Below are 16875 nucleotides of genomic sequence, written 5' to 3'. Positions count from 1 at the left end.
AGGGCTGCGGGGACCCTGGGAAGGCGCGGAGGAACTGAGGCTGTGGGCAAGAGAAGGCGCGTCGCCGAGCGGCGCAACACGCGTCCCGCCGTGGTCGGCGGGATGATCGCCCTGGTCGTCGGCGGCGCCGGACTCGGGATCTACGCGCTCACCGACGGCGGCGCGTCCGCCGACGAGGGTGCCTCCGCCGCGACCCACCACAAGCGCGTCCCGACCGGCCCGCCCAGCGCGGCCGAGGTGCACACGGTGGCCACCCGCTTCCTGACCGCCTGGCAGCAGGGCAGGGCCGCCGAGGCGGCGGCCGCGACCGACGACCCGTCGGCCGCCGGCCCCCTGCTCACCGGCTACACCAAGGACGCCCACCTGAAGGACGTCAAGCTCACCCCGGGCACGGCGGCGGGCGCCAAGGTGCCGTTCTCCGTCAGGGCGACGGTGTCGTACAAGGGGCTGAGCAAGCCGCTCACGTACGGCAGCGCGCTCACCGTGGTGCGGCGGCCCGGTGACGGCAAGCCGGTGGTCGGCTGGCACGCCTCGGTGGTCGAACCGGACCTCCAGGACGGCGACACGCTCGTCACCGGCGAGTCCGGCACCCCGCCCATCAAGGCGCTGGACCGCGACGGCGGCGAGCTGACGGCGGCGAAGTACCCGTCGCTCGGTGTGGTGCTGGACGGGCTGCGGGAGAAGTACGGCAAGACGGCGGGCGGCAAGGCGGGCGTGGAGCTGCGCGTGGTGCGCGGCAAGGCCTCGCAGAAGGCGAAGCTCTCCGACAAGACGCTCGTGGCGCTCAGCGAGGGCACTGCGGGCACCGTGCGGACGACGCTGAACCCCACGCTCCAGGCGGCGGCCGAGCAGCAGGTGGCCAAGCAGGCGCGTTCCTCGGTGGTCGTGGTGCGGCCCTCCACGGGCGAGATCCTCGCGGCCGCCAACAACGGGCCGGGCTTCAACACCGCCTTCCAGGGCTCCCTCGCCCCGGGCTCCACGATGAAGATCGTGACGTCCACGATGCTGTTCGAGAAGCACCTGATCACCCCGGACGCCTCGCACCCCTGCCCCAAGACGTACAAGCTCGCCGGCTGGACGTTCCACAACGACGCCGACTCGGAGATCAAGAAGGGCACCTTCAAGCAGAGCTTCGGGGCCTCCTGCAACAACGCCTTCATCGACTTCGCGCCGAAGCTGTCGGACAGCGACCTGACGAAGGAGGCCCAGGAGGTCTACGGCCTCGGCATGGACAACTGGGCCATCGGCGTCCCGTCGTTCGACGGCTCCGTCCCGGTGCAGAGCGGCGCGCAGATGGGCGCCTCGCTGATCGGACAGGGCGGGGTGCGCATGAACCCGCTGAACATGGCCTCGGTGGCGGCGACGGTGGAGTCGGGTTCCTTCCACCAGCCGTACCTGGTGTCCCCGTCGGTGGACCACCGCACCCTGGCGAAGGCCGCGCGCACCATGTCCTCGAAGACGCAGTCCCAGCTCAAGGACGTCATGCAGTACACCGCGGCGTACGGCACGGCGGCCAAGGCGATGGCGGGCCTGGGTCCCGACTACGGCGCGAAGACCGGTTCGGCGGAGGTCGACGGGCAGAAGAAGCCCAACGGCTGGTTCACCGCCTACCGGGGCGACCTGGTCGCCGCGGGCGTGGTGCAGGCGGGCGGCCACGGCGGCGACACGGCCGGGCCGATGGTGGCGGCCCTGCTGAAGATGGGCGGCTGAGCCGTCCGGCGTCGGCCGGTCAGTTCCTGACGGGTTCCACGGTGTAGGTCCGGCGCAGGAATCTCACCAGCGCCTTGGACTCGAACTGCACGACCTCGACACCGTTGTCGGAGTGGAACTCGACGACGGCCTGCACGCGCCCGCACGGCCACACCCGTACGGCGCCGCTCTCGGCCGGGGCCCGCAGCCCTTGTTCGAGCAGAGCGCGCGAGAAGGTCCACTCGTGGGTGCCCGGCAGATCGACCCGGACCGAACGTGGATCACTGTCGGGGTCGTACCGCAGCAGCACCGGTACGGCTCCCGGGTCCTCCTCGTCCGTGACGATGTGGGCGCGCGCGTACTGTTCGACTACAGACATCGGACCGCCCTCTCACCCTGAGTCACCCAAGCGAAAGATGTACATCCGCTTCTTCTCCAATGTCGCACATTTTCCTGTTTGCGCTTCCGGAGGCCGCGTCATCCCACCCCGCGGGCCCACGACCTCCTGGCACTTGCAAAGAGTTCGCAACAAGCCCCTAAAATCGAACGGTGCATGTACCTGACGGATTCATCGACGCCCCCACCTCCGCGGTCACCGGAGCGGTCGCCGCCGGCGCCCTCGCCGTGAGCCTGCGCGGCGCCCGCCGCGAACTCGACGAGAGAACGGCCCCGCTGGCCGGTCTGGTGGCGGCGTTCATCTTTGCCGTACAGATGCTCAACTTCCCCGTCGGGGCCGGAACAAGCGGCCATCTGCTGGGCGGCGCGCTCGCCGCGATCCTCGTCGGCCCGTACACCGGCGTGCTGTGCGTGTCGGTGGTGCTGCTCATGCAGGGTGTGCTGTTCGCCGACGGCGGGCTGACCGCGCTCGGCGTGAACATCACCGACATGGCCCTCGTGACGACCGTCCTCGCCTATGCCGCCTTCCGGGGCCTGCTCAGGGTCCTGCCCCGCTCCCGGCGCTCGGTGACCGCCGCCTCCTTCGTCGCCGCCCTGCTCTCCGTGCCCGCCGCCTCCGTCGCCTTCACGCTGATCTACGCGGCCGGCGGCACCACCGACATCGCCGTCGGCAAGGTGGCCACCGCGATGATCGGCGTGCACGTGCTGATCGGCGTCGGCGAGGCGGTCATCACCGCGCTCACGGTCGGCGCCGTCATCGCCGTACGCCCGGACCTGGTGCACGGCGCGACCGGTCTGCGCCGGCGACTGAAGCTGCGGGTGAACGGCGCCCTGGTGGACGCGCCGGCCCCGGCGGCGCCCGCAGCGGCGCGCACCTCGCGGCGCGCGCTGTGGGCGACGGGTCTGGTCGCCTCCCTCGTCCTCGCCGGCTTCGTCAGCTTCTACGCCTCCGCCGATCCGGACGGCCTGGAGAAGGTCGCGCACGACCAGGGCATCGACAGGAAGGCCCGGCCGCACGCGTCCGCCGGCTCGCCGCTCGCCGACTACGGCGTCCGGGACGTCTCCGACGCCCGGCTGTCCGGCGGTCTCGCCGGCGTGATCGGCGTCGGGGTGACCGTCGTGGCGGGCAGCGCGGTGTTCTGGGCGGTGCGCAGGCGCCGCGCCGAGGACGCCTCCCCCGTGGGCACGGGCGTCTGACGTGGGCGCCGGACACGCCCACCGGCTCTACCGGCAAGGGCACTCGCCGGTGCACGGGCTGCCGCCGCACACCAAGCTCGCCGCCGTCTTCCTGTTCGTCGTGGTCGTGGTGTCGACCCCGCGCGAGGCGATGTGGGCGTTCGCGCTGTACGCCGTGCTGCTCGCGGCCGTCGCCCGCCACGCGCGCGTGCCCGCCGGTTTCCTGCTCGGACGGCTGCTGATCGAGGTGCCGTTCGTGGCGTTCGCGGTGCTCATGCCGTTCGTCGCGGAGGGCGAGCGGGTGCACGTCCTCGGGCTCCCGCTGAGCGTGAGCGGGCTGTGGGGCGCCTGGAACGTGCTCGCCAAGGGCACGCTCGGCGTCGCCGCCTCCGTGCTGCTCGCGGCCACCACCGAACTGCGTGAACTGCTGCTCGGACTGCAGCGGCTGAGGCTGCCGCCGCTGCTCGTGCAGATCGCCTCCTTCATGATCCGCTACGGCGACGTCATCACCGACGAGATGCGCCGGATGCGGATCGCCCGTGCGTCGCGCGGCTTCGAGGCGAGGGGCGTGCGGCACTGGGGCGTGCTCGCCAAGTCCGCCGGCGCGCTGTTCATCCGCTCCTACGAGCGCGGGGAGCGCGTCCACCTGGCCATGGTGAGCCGGGGCTACGCCGGCTCCATGCCGGTCGTCGACGAGGTGACCGCGTCCCCGGCCCAGTGGTCGCGCGCCCTCGCCCTGCCCTCCTCCGCCCTCGTCGTCTGCCTGCTGGGATGGATCCTGTGACACCTTCGCTGGAAGTGGCCGGACTGGCCTTCGCCTACCCGGACGGCCACCAGGCCCTGTTCGGCGTCGACTTCACCCTCGCGCGCGGGGAACGCGTCGCGCTGCTCGGCCCGAACGGCGCCGGCAAGACCACCCTGGTGCTGCATCTGAACGGCATCCTGAGCGCCGGCACCGGCACGGTCACCGTGGCCGGACTGCCCGTCGGCGGGCGGCACATGGCCGCGATCCGGCAGAAGGTCGGCATCGTCTTCCAGGACCCGGACGACCAGTTGTTCATGCCGACGGTGCGGGAGGACGTGGCGTTCGGTCCCGCGGCGGCCGGGATCAGGGGAACGGCCCTGGAGGAGCGCGTGCACACCGCGCTGGCGCGCGTCGGCATGGCGGAGTTCGCGGACCGCCCGCCGCACCATCTGTCCTTCGGGCAGCGCCGGCGCGTGGCGGTGGCCACCGTGCTCGCGATGGAGCCGGAGATCCTGGTCCTGGACGAGCCGTCATCCAACCTCGACCCGGCCGCCCGGCGCGAACTCGCCGACGTCCTGCGCTCCTTGGACGTGACGGTCCTGATGGTCACGCACGACCTGCCGTACGCCCTGGAGCTGTGCCCGCGCTCCCTCGTCCTCAGCGACGGCGTGATCGCGGCCGACGGCCCGACCGGCGAGCTGCTCGGCGACGAGGAGCTGATGCGGGCGCACCGGCTGGAGCTGCCTTTCGGCTTCGACCCGCGCTCGGTGGCGCGGGCCCGTCCGTGACAATGGGCGTGTGACGCGTCAAGAGGACCGGGACGGCGAAGGGGCCGGCGGGACGCCGCTGCTGGACGACCAGCTGTGTTTCGCGCTGTACGCGGCGCAGCGCGCGGTGACCGCCGTCTACCGCCCTCTGCTGGACGACCTCGGGCTCACCTACCCGCAGTACCTGGTGCTGCTGGTGCTCTGGGAGCGCGGCGAGACCACGGTGAAGGAGCTGGCGGGCGCCCTGCGGCTGGACTACGGCACCGTCTCGCCGCTGCTGAAGCGGCTGGAGGGGGCGGGCCTGGTCCGCAGGGAGCGCGCGGTGGGCGACGAGCGCTCGGTGCTCGTCGCGTGCACCGGGCGCGGGGAGGAACTCAGGGAGCGCGCGGCGCGGGTGCCCGGCGCGCTGCTCGCCTCCACGGGGCTGGACGCCGGGGAGACGGCGCGGCTGCGCGAGGAGCTGTGGAAGCTCACCGGGCGCGCCGACGCGGCCGCCGACCGGCGCTGATCCCCTGTTACCCGCGGTTGCCACCCCTGCCGGGAGCCGCCGGCATACCGGCCAGTACCTTGTGCGCGATGTACTTGTGCGCCACTTGTTTTGTGAGAGGCCGGTCATGACCGAGGACACCGCCGTCGACACCCGCCCGACGAAGATCATGTACGTCGCCGAGGCCACCGCCCACGGCGGCCGCGACGGCCATGTCACCAGCCAGGACGGCCAGCTCGCGCTCAAGGTGGCGATGCCCCCGGAACTGGGCGGCGACGGCAACGGCACCAACCCGGAACAGCTCTTCGCGGCCGGCTACAGCTCCTGCTTCCACAACGCCCTGATCCTCGTCGGCAACCGCGCGGGCTACGACCTGACCGGCTCCACGGTGGCGGCGAAGGTCGGCATCGGCCCGAACAGGCACCGCGGCTACGGCCTCGCGGTCGCCCTCAGCGTCTCCCTGCCGGTGCTGGACCCGGAGACGGCGGCCCGGCTCGTGGACGAGGCGCACGAGGTGTGCCCGTACTCGAACGCCACCCGGGGCAACATCGATGTAACGATTCTGCTCGGCTGATCCCACCGAGGAATCGCAGGCGCGCGAGCGACGTTGCGCCCACAGTCGCAGGCGAGCGGAAGGGAATGCGGACGTGGACGTGCACGGCACTGTGGCCGAGGGCTTCGAGCCGGTCAGGGAGGCGTTCGCGGGGAACTTCGCGCTGCTCGGGGAGCGCGGCGCGGCGGTCGCCGTGTACCGCGACGGACACAGGGTGGTCGACCTGTGGGCCGGCGCCAAGAACGCCGACGGCACCGACGGCACCGCCCCCTGGGAGTCCGGCACCGCGCAGATCGTGCGGTCCGCGACCAAGGGCGTCGCCGCCGCCGCGCTCCTGCTGCTGCACCAGCGCGGCGAACTGGACCTGGACGCCCCCGTCGGCGCGTACTGGCCCGAGTACAAGGCGGCGGGCAAGGAGCACACCCTCGTGCGCCACCTGCTCGCGCACCGTGCGGGCGTGCCGGTGCTGGACCGTCCGCTCACCCCCGAGGAGGCCGCCGACCCGGACCTCGGCGGGGCCGCGGTCGCCGCACAGGCACCCGCGTGGGAGCCGGGCACCGACCACGGCTACCACGCACAGACCTACAGCTGGCTCACCGGTGAGCTGATCCGGCGCGTCACCGGCCGCCCGGCCGGCGAGTGGATCGCGGACGAGATCGCCGGACCCGTCGGCGCGGACCTCTGGCTCGGCCTGCCGGAGCCGGAGCAGGCGCGCGTGGGCCGCGTCGGCCCGGTCGAGGGACCCGAGGCCGCGGGCGCGCTCAGGACCCGCCCCAAGCGGGCGGTGGCCGACGCCTACGCCGATCCGGACTCGCTGACCCGGCGCGCGTTCGCCGCGATCACCCCGCTGCCGGACGAGAACGCCCCCGCCTACCGCGCCGCCGCCCTGCCCGCCTCCAACGGCATCGCCACCGCCGACGGCCTGGCGCGCTTCTACGCCTCGCTCATCGGCGAGGTGGACGGCGGCACCCGCCTGTTCACCCCCGCGACGGCGGAACTGGCCCGCGCCGAGCAGTCCGCCGGGCCCGACCGGGTCCTCGTGGTGGGCACCCGGTTCGGCCTCGGCTACATGCTCCACGGCAGCGCGTCCCCGCTGCTCTCCCCCGGCTCCTTCGGCCACCCCGGCCGCGGCGGCGCCCTCGCGTTCGCCGACCCCGCCTCGGGCGTCGCCTTCGGCTATGTCACCAACGGCTTCCGCAAGAGCGTGACGGCGGATCCAAGGGCACAGGCGCTGGTGCGCGCGCTGCGCACGGCGCTCGCAGCAGGCGCGGCAGCCGCGTAGCGGTCCCGGCCCGCGCCCGTCCGCCCGGTCACACGTTGATCGGGTGCGAGATCCGTCCGGAATCCGCGTCGATCTCCTCGTGGGCCTTGGTCAGCAGCTGCATGGCCAGTTCGTTGAGCGCGCGGGCGCCGGCGATCTCCTCGCCGACCCTCGGCTGGTTGGCGTCGACGCGATGGCGGGTGGCATGCCCGTGCGCCCGTACCTCGGTGCCGTCGGGCAGACGGACCAGGGCCGCCGCGCGCGTGTGCAGATCGTCCTCCTCGAACTCCAGCTCGATGTGCCATCCGACAGTGGTGTGCATCATGTCGACCACCTCCGAGAGCGCTGAACCCCGCGGAATCCCGCTGTTTCCAGGGTGCTACCGCCCGCCGGGAACGTCATCTCGGCGCCGCGGCTCAGGCCTTGTCGTCGAAGCTGGCGAAGTAGGCGGCGGCCATGTCCTCGTCGGCGTGCCCCTGGGCGGCGGCGCGCGCGAACCGTTCGGCGGTGGCCTCGGCCACGTCCAGCCGGACGCCGGCCCGCGCCCCGGCCTCGACGATCAGCCGGGCGTCCTTCTCGGCGGTGGCCACCGCGAACGACGCCGGCGACAGCTTGCCGTCGAGCACGAGAGCGGCCTTGGCGTGCAGGTACCCCATGTCGAGCGGGCCGCCCTCGATGAGCTCGAAGAAGCCCTGCGGGTCGACGCCGAGGCCCTTGGCGAGGGCCAGCACCTCGCCGGTCGCCGCGGTGGCCGCGAGCACCCAGCTGTTGGCGACCAGCTTCAGCCGGCTGGCGCTGCCCGCGCCCCCGTCCTCCCCGGTCCACAGGGTCTTGGCGCCCACCGCGTCGAAGACCGGGGTGACCGTCTCCCGGCCCTCCACCGGCCCGGCGGCCAGCACGGTCAGCTGACCGGCCTCGGCGGGCTGGCGGGTGCCGAGCACGGGGGCGTCGTAGAGGACGAGCCCGTGCTCACGGGCGAAGTCGGCCAGCTCGCCGAGGAGTTCGGTCCCGGCGGTGGTGGACTGCACCCACACCGTGCCGGGGCGCAGCGCCGGGGCGGCCTCGCGCATGACGTCCAGCGCGGTGTTGCCGTCGTACAGCATGGTCAGGACGACGTCGGCGCCCTCGACGGCCTCGGCGGGGGTTTTGGTGACCCGGGCGCCGTCGGCCGCGAGGGGCTCGGCCTTCTCCCGGGTGCGGTTCCAGGCGCGCACCTCGAATCCGGCGCGGCACAGGTTGCGCGCCATGGCGGCGCCCATGATGCCGGTGCCCAGGACGCTGACGGTCGGCTTGTCGGTCATTGACGGCTCCTGTCGTGGCGGTCTCTCGTTCACCTTCTCGCACGGCGGCCGGTGGTCGCGCGCTATCCGGCGTGCAGCATCAGCCCGATGCCGACGACCAGCAGCCCGGCCGCCGCGATCCGGGGTGCCCCGAAACGCTCCTTGAAGAACACGGCCCCGATGGCCGCGCCGACGAGGATGGACGACTCGCGCAGGGCGGCGACGGGGGCGAGTTCGGCGCGCGTCTGGGCCCAGAGCACCAGACCGTACGCGGCGACGGACAGGACGGAGCCGAACAGGCCGAGGAGCGCGACGGGGCGCAGCACGGCCACCGTCTCGCGCCGCCAGCGGCAGCAGACGGCGTACGCGGGGATCGCCACGCCCTGCACCACCATCAGCCAGGCGGTGTAGCCGAGCGCCGAGCCGGAGGCGCGCACGCCGAGTCCGTCGACCACCGTGTACGAGGCGATGGACAGCCCGGTCGCGAGCGCGGCCCCGATCGCCGCCCAGTGCGGCCGCCTCCCGCGCAGCCCCCACAGGGCCACGCCGGTGAGCCCGGCGCACGACAGGGCGATGCCCGCGGCGGCCCAGCCGTCGGGCACCTCGTGCGCGAAGACGGCGGCGAACACGGTGACCACGAGCGGCGCGCTGCCCCGGGCGATCGGATAGGCCTGGCCGAAGTCCCCCAGCCGGAACGACGTCATCAGCAGCACGACGTACACGAGGTGGATGAAGGCCGAGGTGATCAGGTACGGCCACGCGCGGCCTGCCGGGAGCGCCGCGAAGGGTGCCAGCAGCAGCCCGATGAGCACGCCGCCCGCGAGGATCAGCGTGAAGCCGACCAGCTTGTCGGTGATGCGGTGCGCGATGGCGTTCCAGCTGGCGTGGGTGACGGCCGCGAGCAGGACGGCGGTGGTGACCAGGGGGGTCACGCGGTCTGCTCGCGCACGTCCACGAGGGTGGCGCCCGCGTGGCCGACGAGCTCCTTCGGCTCGATCGGGAAGACGGCGTGCGGTGTCCCGGCCGCCGCCCACACCACGTCGTGCGCGAGCAGCGAGCGGTCGGCGAGGACCCGCGTGCGGGTGCGGTGCCCGAAGGGCGGTACGCCGCCGATGGCGTACCCCGTGGTCTCCCGCACCACGCCTGCGTCGGCCCGGGTGACCTTCCCCGCGCCCAGTTCCTCCCGCACCCGCTCCATGTCCACGCGAAAGGCCCCGTCCATCAGCACCAGCACCGGTACCCCGTCGGCGGCGAAGACCAGGGACTTGCAGATCTGGCTCAGTTCGCACCCGACCGCGGCGGCGGCCTCGGCGGCCGTGCGGGTGCCCTCCGGGAACCGCCGGGTCCGGGCGACCACGTCGTCGAGACCGAGCGCCCGCAGCGCCTCGGCGAAGCGGGGGTGGGCTCCGGATCCTTCGGCGTCAGTGGCGGCTGTCGTCATGCGGGGCACGCTACGGCATCGCCCGAGCCGGGCTCACGGTGTTTTGGCGCGGGTGGCCGGCGAGGGCCACCGGGGGAAAGGGGCCGGTGAGGGTGCAGCCCCGTCCCCACGGGCACCCTCACCGGCGGCTCGGCCGTCAGGACCGGTACGTCAGACGCGTACCAGCTCCCTGTCGCCGTCGGGGTCGGCGTCCTCGCGGTCCTCGGCGGTGCGCAGGCCCTCACCCTCCACGTCGACGTTGGGCAGCGCGCGGTCGAGCCACTTCGGCAGCCACCAGGCGCGCTTGCCGAGCAGGGCGAGCACGGCCGGGACGATGGCCATGCGGACGATGAACGCGTCGAAGAAGACGGCGACGGCGAGACCGAAGCCGATCATCTTGACCATGGACTCGCTGGAGCCGATGAAGCCGGAGAAGACGGCGATCATGATGACGGCCGCAGCCGTGACGACCCGCGCCCCGTGCCGGAACCCCGTCACCACCGCCTGGCCGGGCTTCTCCCCGTGGACGTACGCCTCCCGCATCCGGGTCACGAGGAACACCTCGTAGTCCATGGCGAGACCGAAGACGACGCCCACCATGAAGATCGGCATCATCGACATGACCGGGCCGGTCTGCTCGACGTTCATCAGGCCGGACAGCCAGCCCCACTGGAAGACCGCCACGACCGCGCCGAGGGCCGCCAGCACGCTGAGCAGGAAGCCGAGAGCCGCCTTCAGCGGGACGAGGACCGAGCGGAAGACCACGATCAGGAGCAGGAAGGCCAGGCCCACCACCAGCGCCAGGTAGGGCAGCAGGGCGTCGTTCAGCCTCTGCGAGACGTCGATGTTCATCGCCGTGGAACCGGTGACCAGGACCTCGGAGCCGGTCTTGCGGGTGATGTCGGTGCCCTTGTCGCGGATGGCGTGGACCAGGTCCTCGGTGGTCGCCGAGGACGGCTTGGACTTGGGGACCACGGTGATGATCGCGGTGTCGCCGGCCTTGTTGGGCACGGGCGGGGTCACCGTGACGACGTCCTTCAGGCCCTTGATCTCGTCGCCGACCTTGGTGAAGGCCTTCTTCGGGTGGGCGCTGTCCTTGGCGTCGACCACGACCGTCAGCGGGCCGTTGAAGCCGGGCCCGAAGCCCTCGGAGAGGAGGTCGTAGGCGCGCCGCTGCGTGGTGGAGACGGGCTGGGAGCCGTCGTCGGGCAGGCCCAGCTCCAGGGAGGCGGCCGGGACCGCCGCCGCGCCGAGCCCGATGACGCCGAGCAGCAGGACCGCCACCGGGCGGCGTACGACGAAACTCGCCCAGCGGGTGCCCATGTTGGGCCGGCCCGGCTTCCTCGGGGTGCGGCCGCCGCCGAGCAGCCGGCTCTTCTGGCCGGCCGGCTTGATCCTGCGGCCCGCGTAGCCGAGCAGCGCCGGGATCATGGTCAGCGCGATCAGCACGGCGATGGCGACCGTGCCCGCCGCGGCGACGCCCATCTTCGTCAGCATCGGGATGTTGACGACGGACAGGCCGACCAGGGCGATCAGGACGGTCAGGCCGGCGAAGACCACCGCCGAGCCCGCCGTGCCGACGGCGCGGCCCGCCGCCTCCTCCCGCTCACGGCCCTCGGCCAGTTCGGCGCGGTAGCGGGAGACGATGAACAGGGCGTAGTCGATGCCGACGGCGAGGCCGATCATCGACGCCAGGGTGGAGGTGGTGGAGCCCAGGTCGAGGGCGTTCGCGAGCGCCGTGATCGTCGAGACGCCGATGCCCACGCCGATGATCGCGGTCAGCAGCGGCAGGCCGGCGGCGACGAGGGAGCCGAAGGTGATGACCAGGACGACGGCGGCGATCGCGATGCCGATGACCTCGCTGGACCCGGTCTCGGGCGTCGCGTTCAGCGCGTCGCCGCCGACCTCGACGGTCAGCCCGGTCTCCCGCGCCTCCTGGGCGGCCTTCTTCAGGGCGTCCCGCGAGGAGTCCTTCAGCTCCATGCCGGAGACCCGGTACTTCACCGAGGCGTAGGCGATCGTGCCGTTCCGGCTGATCGCGTGCCCGGTGTAGGGGTCGGCGACGGAGGTGACCTCGGAGCCGGTCCGCAGCTCCTTCACCGTCTTCTCGACGGCGCTCTTGTTGAGCTTGTCGGTCATCTTCTCGCCGGCCGGCGCCTTGAAGACGACCCGGGCGGTGGCGCCGTCGGCGCTCATGCCGGGGAAGCGCTGTTCCAGCAGGTCGAAGGCCTTCTGCGCCTCGGTGCCGGGGATGGAGAAGGACGTGTTGCCGGCGGCCGGCGCGGAGGCGGCGCCCACCCCGGCGAGGGTGAGCAGCGCGACCCATAGGAGGGCGACGAAGTGCCGGCGCCGGAAGGCGAGCCGGCCGAGTTTGTAGAGGAACGTGGCCACGGAGGCGTACTCCCGGTCAGGTCGTGGGGTTCATCAGGGCAGGGGGGATCAGCCCGACGACGTGAGCGGTGACGTCAGTTGGTGGGCTTGCCGGGGAGGGACCCGGAAACGATCAGATGGTGGGGACGCCGAGGGCGGGGAGGACCACGGCGTCGATGTACGAGGTGAGGAAGGCCTGGGTGGGTGGCTGGTCTTCCAGCAGGGCCCGGGTGGCGAAGCCGCCGACCATCATGTGCACCATGAAGTCGAGCGCCGGGCAGTCCGCGCGGACCTCGCCCCGGTCGACCGCCCGCTGCAGCACCTGACGGAAGCCGCCCATCTCGGGGTCGACGATCTGCTCCCTGAAGGCCTGGCGCAGGTCGTCGTTGTGGTGCATGGCCATGGCGACGCCCCGCATCAACGCGGAGTTCTGTTCCATGGTGCAGTCGTCCTCCAGCGCCACGAGGGCGTGCAGGTCGCCGCGGAGGGAACCGGTGTCGACCTCCTCGAGGTGGCCGGGCTTGCCGTGCCGCAGTGCCTTGACGACCAGCTTCGCCTTGCCGCCCCACTGGCGGTAGAGCGTGGCCTTGCTGGACCGGGTACGGGCGGCGACGGCGTCCATGGTGAGGGCGTCGTAACCGACTTCGCGGAGCAGGTCGAGCACGGCCTCGTACAACTCGGCCTCGCGCTCGGGCGTGATACGACTGCGGCGCACCGGTGCGAGCACCGGCTCCACTGGAGCGGCCTGCGCCGCGCCCCTGGATGCGGCCTCGGTCATGCCACTCACCTTCCCGCTGCCGAACTCTCCTTCTTCCTACGTCCATGAAGATACCCCGGGCAGGTGCGAAACGAAACCGTTTCGTACGTGTGCTGGGTCACGAACGTGAAGGGCGCATAAGTTGCCTGCCCCCAGTGAGCGGAAAAGCATGGGGAGGTGAGCTATCTGCGCCTTCCCCACCTCAACGGCGAACTGCTGTGCTTCGTGGCCGAGGACGACCTCTGGCTGGCCCCCCTCGACGCCCCGGGCCGCGCCTGGCGGCTCACGGCGGACCGCACCAAGGCCGGACACCCGCGCTTCTCCCCGGACGGCAGCCGGATCGCGTACGCGACCTGGCGCAGCCTCGCCCCCGAGATCCACCTCGTCGGCGTCGACGGCGGGCCCTCGCGGCAGCTGACGTACTGGGGCAGCAGCGACACCCAGGTCTGCGGCTGGACCCCGGACGGGGAGATCCTTGCCGTGGCCTCCCACAGCCAGCCCTTCTCCTACTTCACCTGGGCCTACAAGGTGCCCACCGACGGCGATCCGGGCGGCCGGCTGCCCTGGGGCCCGGTCTCCGACATCCAGGTCGCCGACGTCGACGGCGAGCACCGGACGCTGCTGCTGACCGGCACCCCGCCGCACGAACCGGCGTCCTGGAAGCGCTACCGCGGCGGCGCCATGGGCCGGCTCTGGCTGCACGGGCGGCAGCTCCTGCCCGGCATCGGCGGCCACCTGGCCTCCCCCATGTTCGTCGCCGGCCGGATCGCCTTCCTCTCCGACCACGAGGGCGTCGGCAACCTCTACTCCTGCGCCCACGACGGCACCGACCTGCGCCGCCACACCGACCACGACGCCTTCTACGCCCGGCACGCCTCCAGCGACGGCTCCCGGGTGGTCTACCAGTGCGCGGGCGACCTGTGGCTGGTGGACGACTTCTCCCCGCGGGGCGTGCCGCGCAAGCTGGACATCCGCCTCGCCGGACCGGCCACCGGACGGCGCCCGTACCAGGTGCCGGCCGCGCAGAACGTCGACGGCATCTCCGTGGACGAGACCGGCCGGGCCAGCGCCGTCGTCGTCCGCGGCAGCCTGCACTGGCTCACCCACCGCGACGGCCCGGCCCGCACGATCACCGACGACCCCGGGGTCCGGGTCCGGCTGCCGGAGATGCTGGGCTCCACCGGGCAGGTGGCGTACGTGACCGACGCCGAGGGCGACGACGCCGTGGAGATCGCCCGGCTCCCCCGCGCGACCGGCGACCGCCCGCCCCGCCGGCTGGCCTCCGGCCGGCTGGGCCGCGTCCTGGAGATGGCCTCCGACCCGCTCGGCGAACGCCTGGCCGTCGCCTCGCACGACGGACGCCTCCTCCTGATCGACGTCACACCGGAGCCGGGCACCGAGGCGACGGACCTCTTCGGCGAGGAGGACACCGGCGAGGACGCGAAAGCGCCGGGAGCCGGCGACGGGGAGGCCGGCGGAGATTCCGCGGAGCTGGTCACGGAGTTGATCCGGTCCGTCAACGGCCCCGTCCGCGACCTCGCGTTCTCCCCCGACGGCTCCTGGCTCACCTGGTCCCACCCCGGCATCGGCCGCACACTGCGCCAGATCAAGCTCGCCCGCATCAAGGACCGGCACATAGTCGACGTCACCAACGGCCGCTTCGAGGACGAGAACCCCGTCTTCACCCGCGACGGCCGCTACCTCGCCTTCCTGTCCTGGCGCGGCTTCGACCCGGTGTACGACGTCCACACCGGCGACCTCTCCTTCCCGCTCGGCTGCCGCCCCTACCTGGTGCCGCTCTCCTCGGCGACCCCCTCCCCCTTCGCCCTCAACCCCGAGGGCCGGCCGGCCGCCGGCGGGCTCGACCCGCTGGAGGAGGAGGAGACCGGCGAGACCGGCACGGTGACCGTCGAGGTGGAGGGCCTGGCGAACCGGGTCACCCCGTTCCCGGTCGTCGCCTCCAAGTACTCCGGACTGTCCCCGGTCGCGGGCGGCGGCCTCGTCTGGCTGCGCTGGCCGATCTCCGGCGCGCTCGGCGAGACCTTCGTCAACCCGGCCGACGTCAGCGGGCGGCCGACCCTGGAGCACTTCAACATCGCCAAGGCGAAGAAGGCCGAACTCATCGACCACCTCGACTGGTTCGCGGTGAGCGGGGACGGCACCCGGCTCGTCGTCGTGGACGAGGGCGACCTGCGGGCCGTCCCCTCCACCGAGATCGGCGACAGCGACTCGACCGTCTGGATCGACCTGCGCCGCATCCTGCACGTGGTCGACCCGCCCGCGGAATGGCGCCAGTCGTACGAGGAGGCGGGCCGTCTGATCCGCGCCTACTACTGGGACCCCGGCATGTGCGGCATCGACTGGGACGCGGTGCTCGACCAGTACCGCCCGCTCGTCGAACGGGTCGCCTCCCCCGACGAGTTCGCGGACCTCCTGCGCGAGGTCCTCGGCGAACTCGGCACCTCCCACGCCTACGTCACCGCCGCCCGCCGCAACGAGGGCCCGCCCCACTACCAGCGCTGGCAGGGCCTGCTCGGCGCCAACCTCGTCCACCGCGACGGCGGCTGGACGGTCAAGCGCATCCTGCCCGGCGACTCCTCCGACTCCAAGGCACGCTCCCCGCTGGCCGGCACCGGCATCCGCGAGGGCGCGGTCCTCACTCATGTCGACGGCCGCCCGGTCGACCCGGTGACCGGCCCGTTCCCGCTGCTGGCAGGGTCCGGCGGTACGACCGTGGAGCTGACCTTCGCCCCCGCGGAGGGCGCGGCGGGGCGGCCCCGGCGGGTGGCCGTCGTCCCGCTCGTCGACGAACGCCCGCTGCGCTACCAGGACTGGGTGGCCAAGCGCCGGGCGGTCGTACGCGAGTTGAGCGGCGGCAAGTGCGGCTACCTGCACATCCCCGACATGGGCGGCTCCGGCTGGGCCCAGTTCAACCGCGACCTGCGCATGGAGGTGTCCCGGCCCGCGCTGATCGTGGACGTGCGCGGCAACGCGGGCGGCCACATCAGCGAACTCGTCATCGAGAAGCTGACCCGCACGATCCTCGGCTGGGACCTGACCCGGGACGCGCAACCGGTCTCGTACACCTCCAACGCCCCCCGGGGCCCGGTGGTGGCCCTGGCGGACGAGGCGACCTCCTCCGACGGCGACATGATCACGGCCGCCTTCAAACTGCTGAAGCTCGGCCCGGTGGTCGGCCAGCGCACCTGGGGCGGAGTCGTCGGCATGACCGGCCGCCACCGCCTCGGCGACGGCACCGTCATCACCGTCCCGATGAACGCCGCCTGGTTCGACGCCTACGGCTGGTCCGTGGAGAACCACGGCGTCGCCCCCGACCTGGAGATCATGCGCACCCCGCTGGACTGGGCCGAGGGCCGCCACGCCCAGATGGACGACGCCGTCCAGCTGGCCCTCGACCTGCTGGAGACCAACCCCGCGGCGATCCCCCCGGACTACAGCGACGTCCCGGACCGCTCCCGCCCCGAACTCCCGCCCCGCCGGACGTCGTAGAGGTCGCCCGTCGAGGGGCGCGGGGCTCGGGGAACTGCGCGACAGGCCCACCACGACCCGTACCCGACGGCACGATCCCCGGACGGCCCGGAGAACAAGCGCAGGGCGCCCTCCCGAACGGAGGGCGCCCCACGCCGAGACCGGCCAAGGCCGAGCGCAGCAGCTACGCGTCGTAGTCCTGGTCGAACCGGTCCTGCATCTCGTGCTCCGTGTCCTCGATGTCGCGCGTGTTCTGGCGACCACGCTCGGACTGGGGCTGCTGGCCGCGCTGCGGCTGCTGACCACGCTGCGGCTGCTGGCCACGCTGGGGCTGGCCGTGCTGGCCGGCGCGCTCACGCGCCTGGTCGGCCTTGCCCTTGCCCTTCTGCTGCAGCGTGTTGGCCTGGTCCTGGTACTGGTCCTTCATACCCATGTGGGTTCACTCCCGTGGGGTGAGGTGAGGGGTAGGCCCCTCGGTGGGGCCT

Annotated in this window: 16 protein-coding genes; 8 read left to right on the top strand and 8 right to left on the bottom strand. The window is 72.8% G+C overall.

The genetic code is table 11. The features are described from left to right. Positions 1–42 precede the first annotated feature (42 nt). Entirely contained in the window at positions 43–1710 is a 1668-nt protein-coding gene (locus ACZ7FF_RS25460) for a penicillin-binding transpeptidase domain-containing protein (RefSeq protein ID WP_470814579.1), read from the top strand. Between the two features lie 19 nt (positions 1711–1729). Here ACZ7FF_RS25460 and ACZ7FF_RS25455 read toward each other — a convergent pair whose 3' ends face one another. After that, on the bottom strand, positions 1730–2068 hold the full coding sequence (locus ACZ7FF_RS25455) for an SsgA family sporulation/cell division regulator (protein WP_470814578.1): 339 nt from the start codon (positions 2066–2068) through the stop codon (positions 1730–1732). 170 nt (positions 2069–2238) lie between these two features. On the opposite strand from ACZ7FF_RS25455, the gene ACZ7FF_RS25450 reads away from it, so the two are divergent. The 6 genes from ACZ7FF_RS25450 (at position 2239) to ACZ7FF_RS25425 (ending at position 7095) form a co-directional block, all read left to right on the top strand. After that, the gene (locus tag ACZ7FF_RS25450) at positions 2239–3282 is read left to right on the top strand and encodes an energy-coupling factor ABC transporter permease (RefSeq protein ID WP_470814577.1); all 1044 of its coding nucleotides are present in this window, start codon (positions 2239–2241) and stop codon (positions 3280–3282) included. Between the two features lies 1 nt (position 3283). Continuing rightward, entirely contained in the window at positions 3284–4045 is a 762-nt protein-coding gene (gene cbiQ, locus ACZ7FF_RS25445; protein WP_470814576.1) for a cobalt ECF transporter T component CbiQ, read from the top strand. After that, the gene (locus tag ACZ7FF_RS25440) at positions 4033–4794 is read left to right on the top strand and encodes an energy-coupling factor ABC transporter ATP-binding protein (protein WP_470814575.1); all 762 of its coding nucleotides are present in this window, start codon (positions 4033–4035) and stop codon (positions 4792–4794) included. Before cbiQ ends, ACZ7FF_RS25440 begins: the two co-directional genes overlap by 13 nt. Before the next feature lie 10 nt (positions 4795–4804). Next, on the top strand, positions 4805–5281 hold the full coding sequence (locus ACZ7FF_RS25435) for a MarR family winged helix-turn-helix transcriptional regulator (RefSeq protein ID WP_470814574.1): 477 nt from the start codon (positions 4805–4807) through the stop codon (positions 5279–5281). Positions 5282–5387: 106 nt separating this feature from the next. Further along, entirely contained in the window at positions 5388–5834 is a 447-nt protein-coding gene (locus ACZ7FF_RS25430) for an organic hydroperoxide resistance protein (protein WP_470814573.1), read from the top strand. 73 nt (positions 5835–5907) lie between these two features. Beyond that, positions 5908–7095, top strand: a complete 1188-nt coding sequence (locus ACZ7FF_RS25425; protein WP_470814572.1) for a serine hydrolase domain-containing protein — start codon at positions 5908–5910, stop codon at positions 7093–7095. Between the two features lie 28 nt (positions 7096–7123). On the opposite strand, the gene ACZ7FF_RS25420 is transcribed toward ACZ7FF_RS25425, so the two are convergent. The 6 genes from ACZ7FF_RS25420 to ACZ7FF_RS25395 all read right to left on the bottom strand — a co-directional run bounded on the left by ACZ7FF_RS25420 (position 7124) and on the right by ACZ7FF_RS25395 (position 12922). After that, on the bottom strand, positions 7124–7399 hold the full coding sequence (locus tag ACZ7FF_RS25420) for a DUF1876 domain-containing protein (RefSeq protein WP_470814571.1): 276 nt from the start codon (positions 7397–7399) through the stop codon (positions 7124–7126). A gap of 91 nt (positions 7400–7490) precedes the next feature. Further along, entirely contained in the window at positions 7491–8408 is a 918-nt protein-coding gene (locus tag ACZ7FF_RS25415) for an NAD(P)-dependent oxidoreductase (protein WP_470814570.1), read from the bottom strand. A gap of 29 nt (positions 8409–8437) precedes the next feature. Then, positions 8438–9286: an EamA family transporter gene (locus tag ACZ7FF_RS25410; RefSeq protein WP_470814569.1), complete on the bottom strand. Its 849-nt coding sequence runs from the start codon at positions 9284–9286 to the stop codon at positions 8438–8440. Then, the gene (locus ACZ7FF_RS25405) at positions 9283–9795 is read right to left on the bottom strand and encodes a YbaK/EbsC family protein (RefSeq protein ID WP_470814568.1); all 513 of its coding nucleotides are present in this window, start codon (positions 9793–9795) and stop codon (positions 9283–9285) included. The genes ACZ7FF_RS25410 and ACZ7FF_RS25405 overlap by 4 nt, the downstream gene beginning before the upstream one ends. Positions 9796–9945: 150 nt before the next feature. Then, positions 9946–12165, bottom strand: coding sequence for an MMPL family transporter (locus tag ACZ7FF_RS25400; RefSeq protein ID WP_470814567.1), 2220 nt, complete (start codon positions 12163–12165; stop codon positions 9946–9948). Between the two features lie 112 nt (positions 12166–12277). Then, a complete protein-coding gene (locus tag ACZ7FF_RS25395; RefSeq protein ID WP_470814566.1) occupies positions 12278–12922 on the bottom strand; it encodes a TetR/AcrR family transcriptional regulator in 645 nt (214 codons plus the stop codon). A 156-nt stretch (positions 12923–13078) separates the two neighbouring features. On the opposite strand from ACZ7FF_RS25395, the gene ACZ7FF_RS25390 reads away from it, so the two are divergent. Further along, positions 13079–16411, top strand: coding sequence for a S41 family peptidase (locus tag ACZ7FF_RS25390; protein ID WP_470814565.1), 3333 nt, complete (start codon positions 13079–13081; stop codon positions 16409–16411). Between the two features lie 163 nt (positions 16412–16574). Here ACZ7FF_RS25390 and ACZ7FF_RS25385 read toward each other — a convergent pair whose 3' ends face one another. After that, complete coding sequence (locus ACZ7FF_RS25385; RefSeq protein ID WP_470814564.1) at positions 16575–16823, bottom strand: hypothetical protein; 249 nt, start codon at positions 16821–16823, stop codon at positions 16575–16577. Positions 16824–16875 lie beyond the last annotated feature (52 nt).

The organism is Streptomyces sp. NPDC037126, from assembly GCF_055605965.1.
This window is presented reverse-complemented; position numbering and strand designations above follow the sequence as displayed.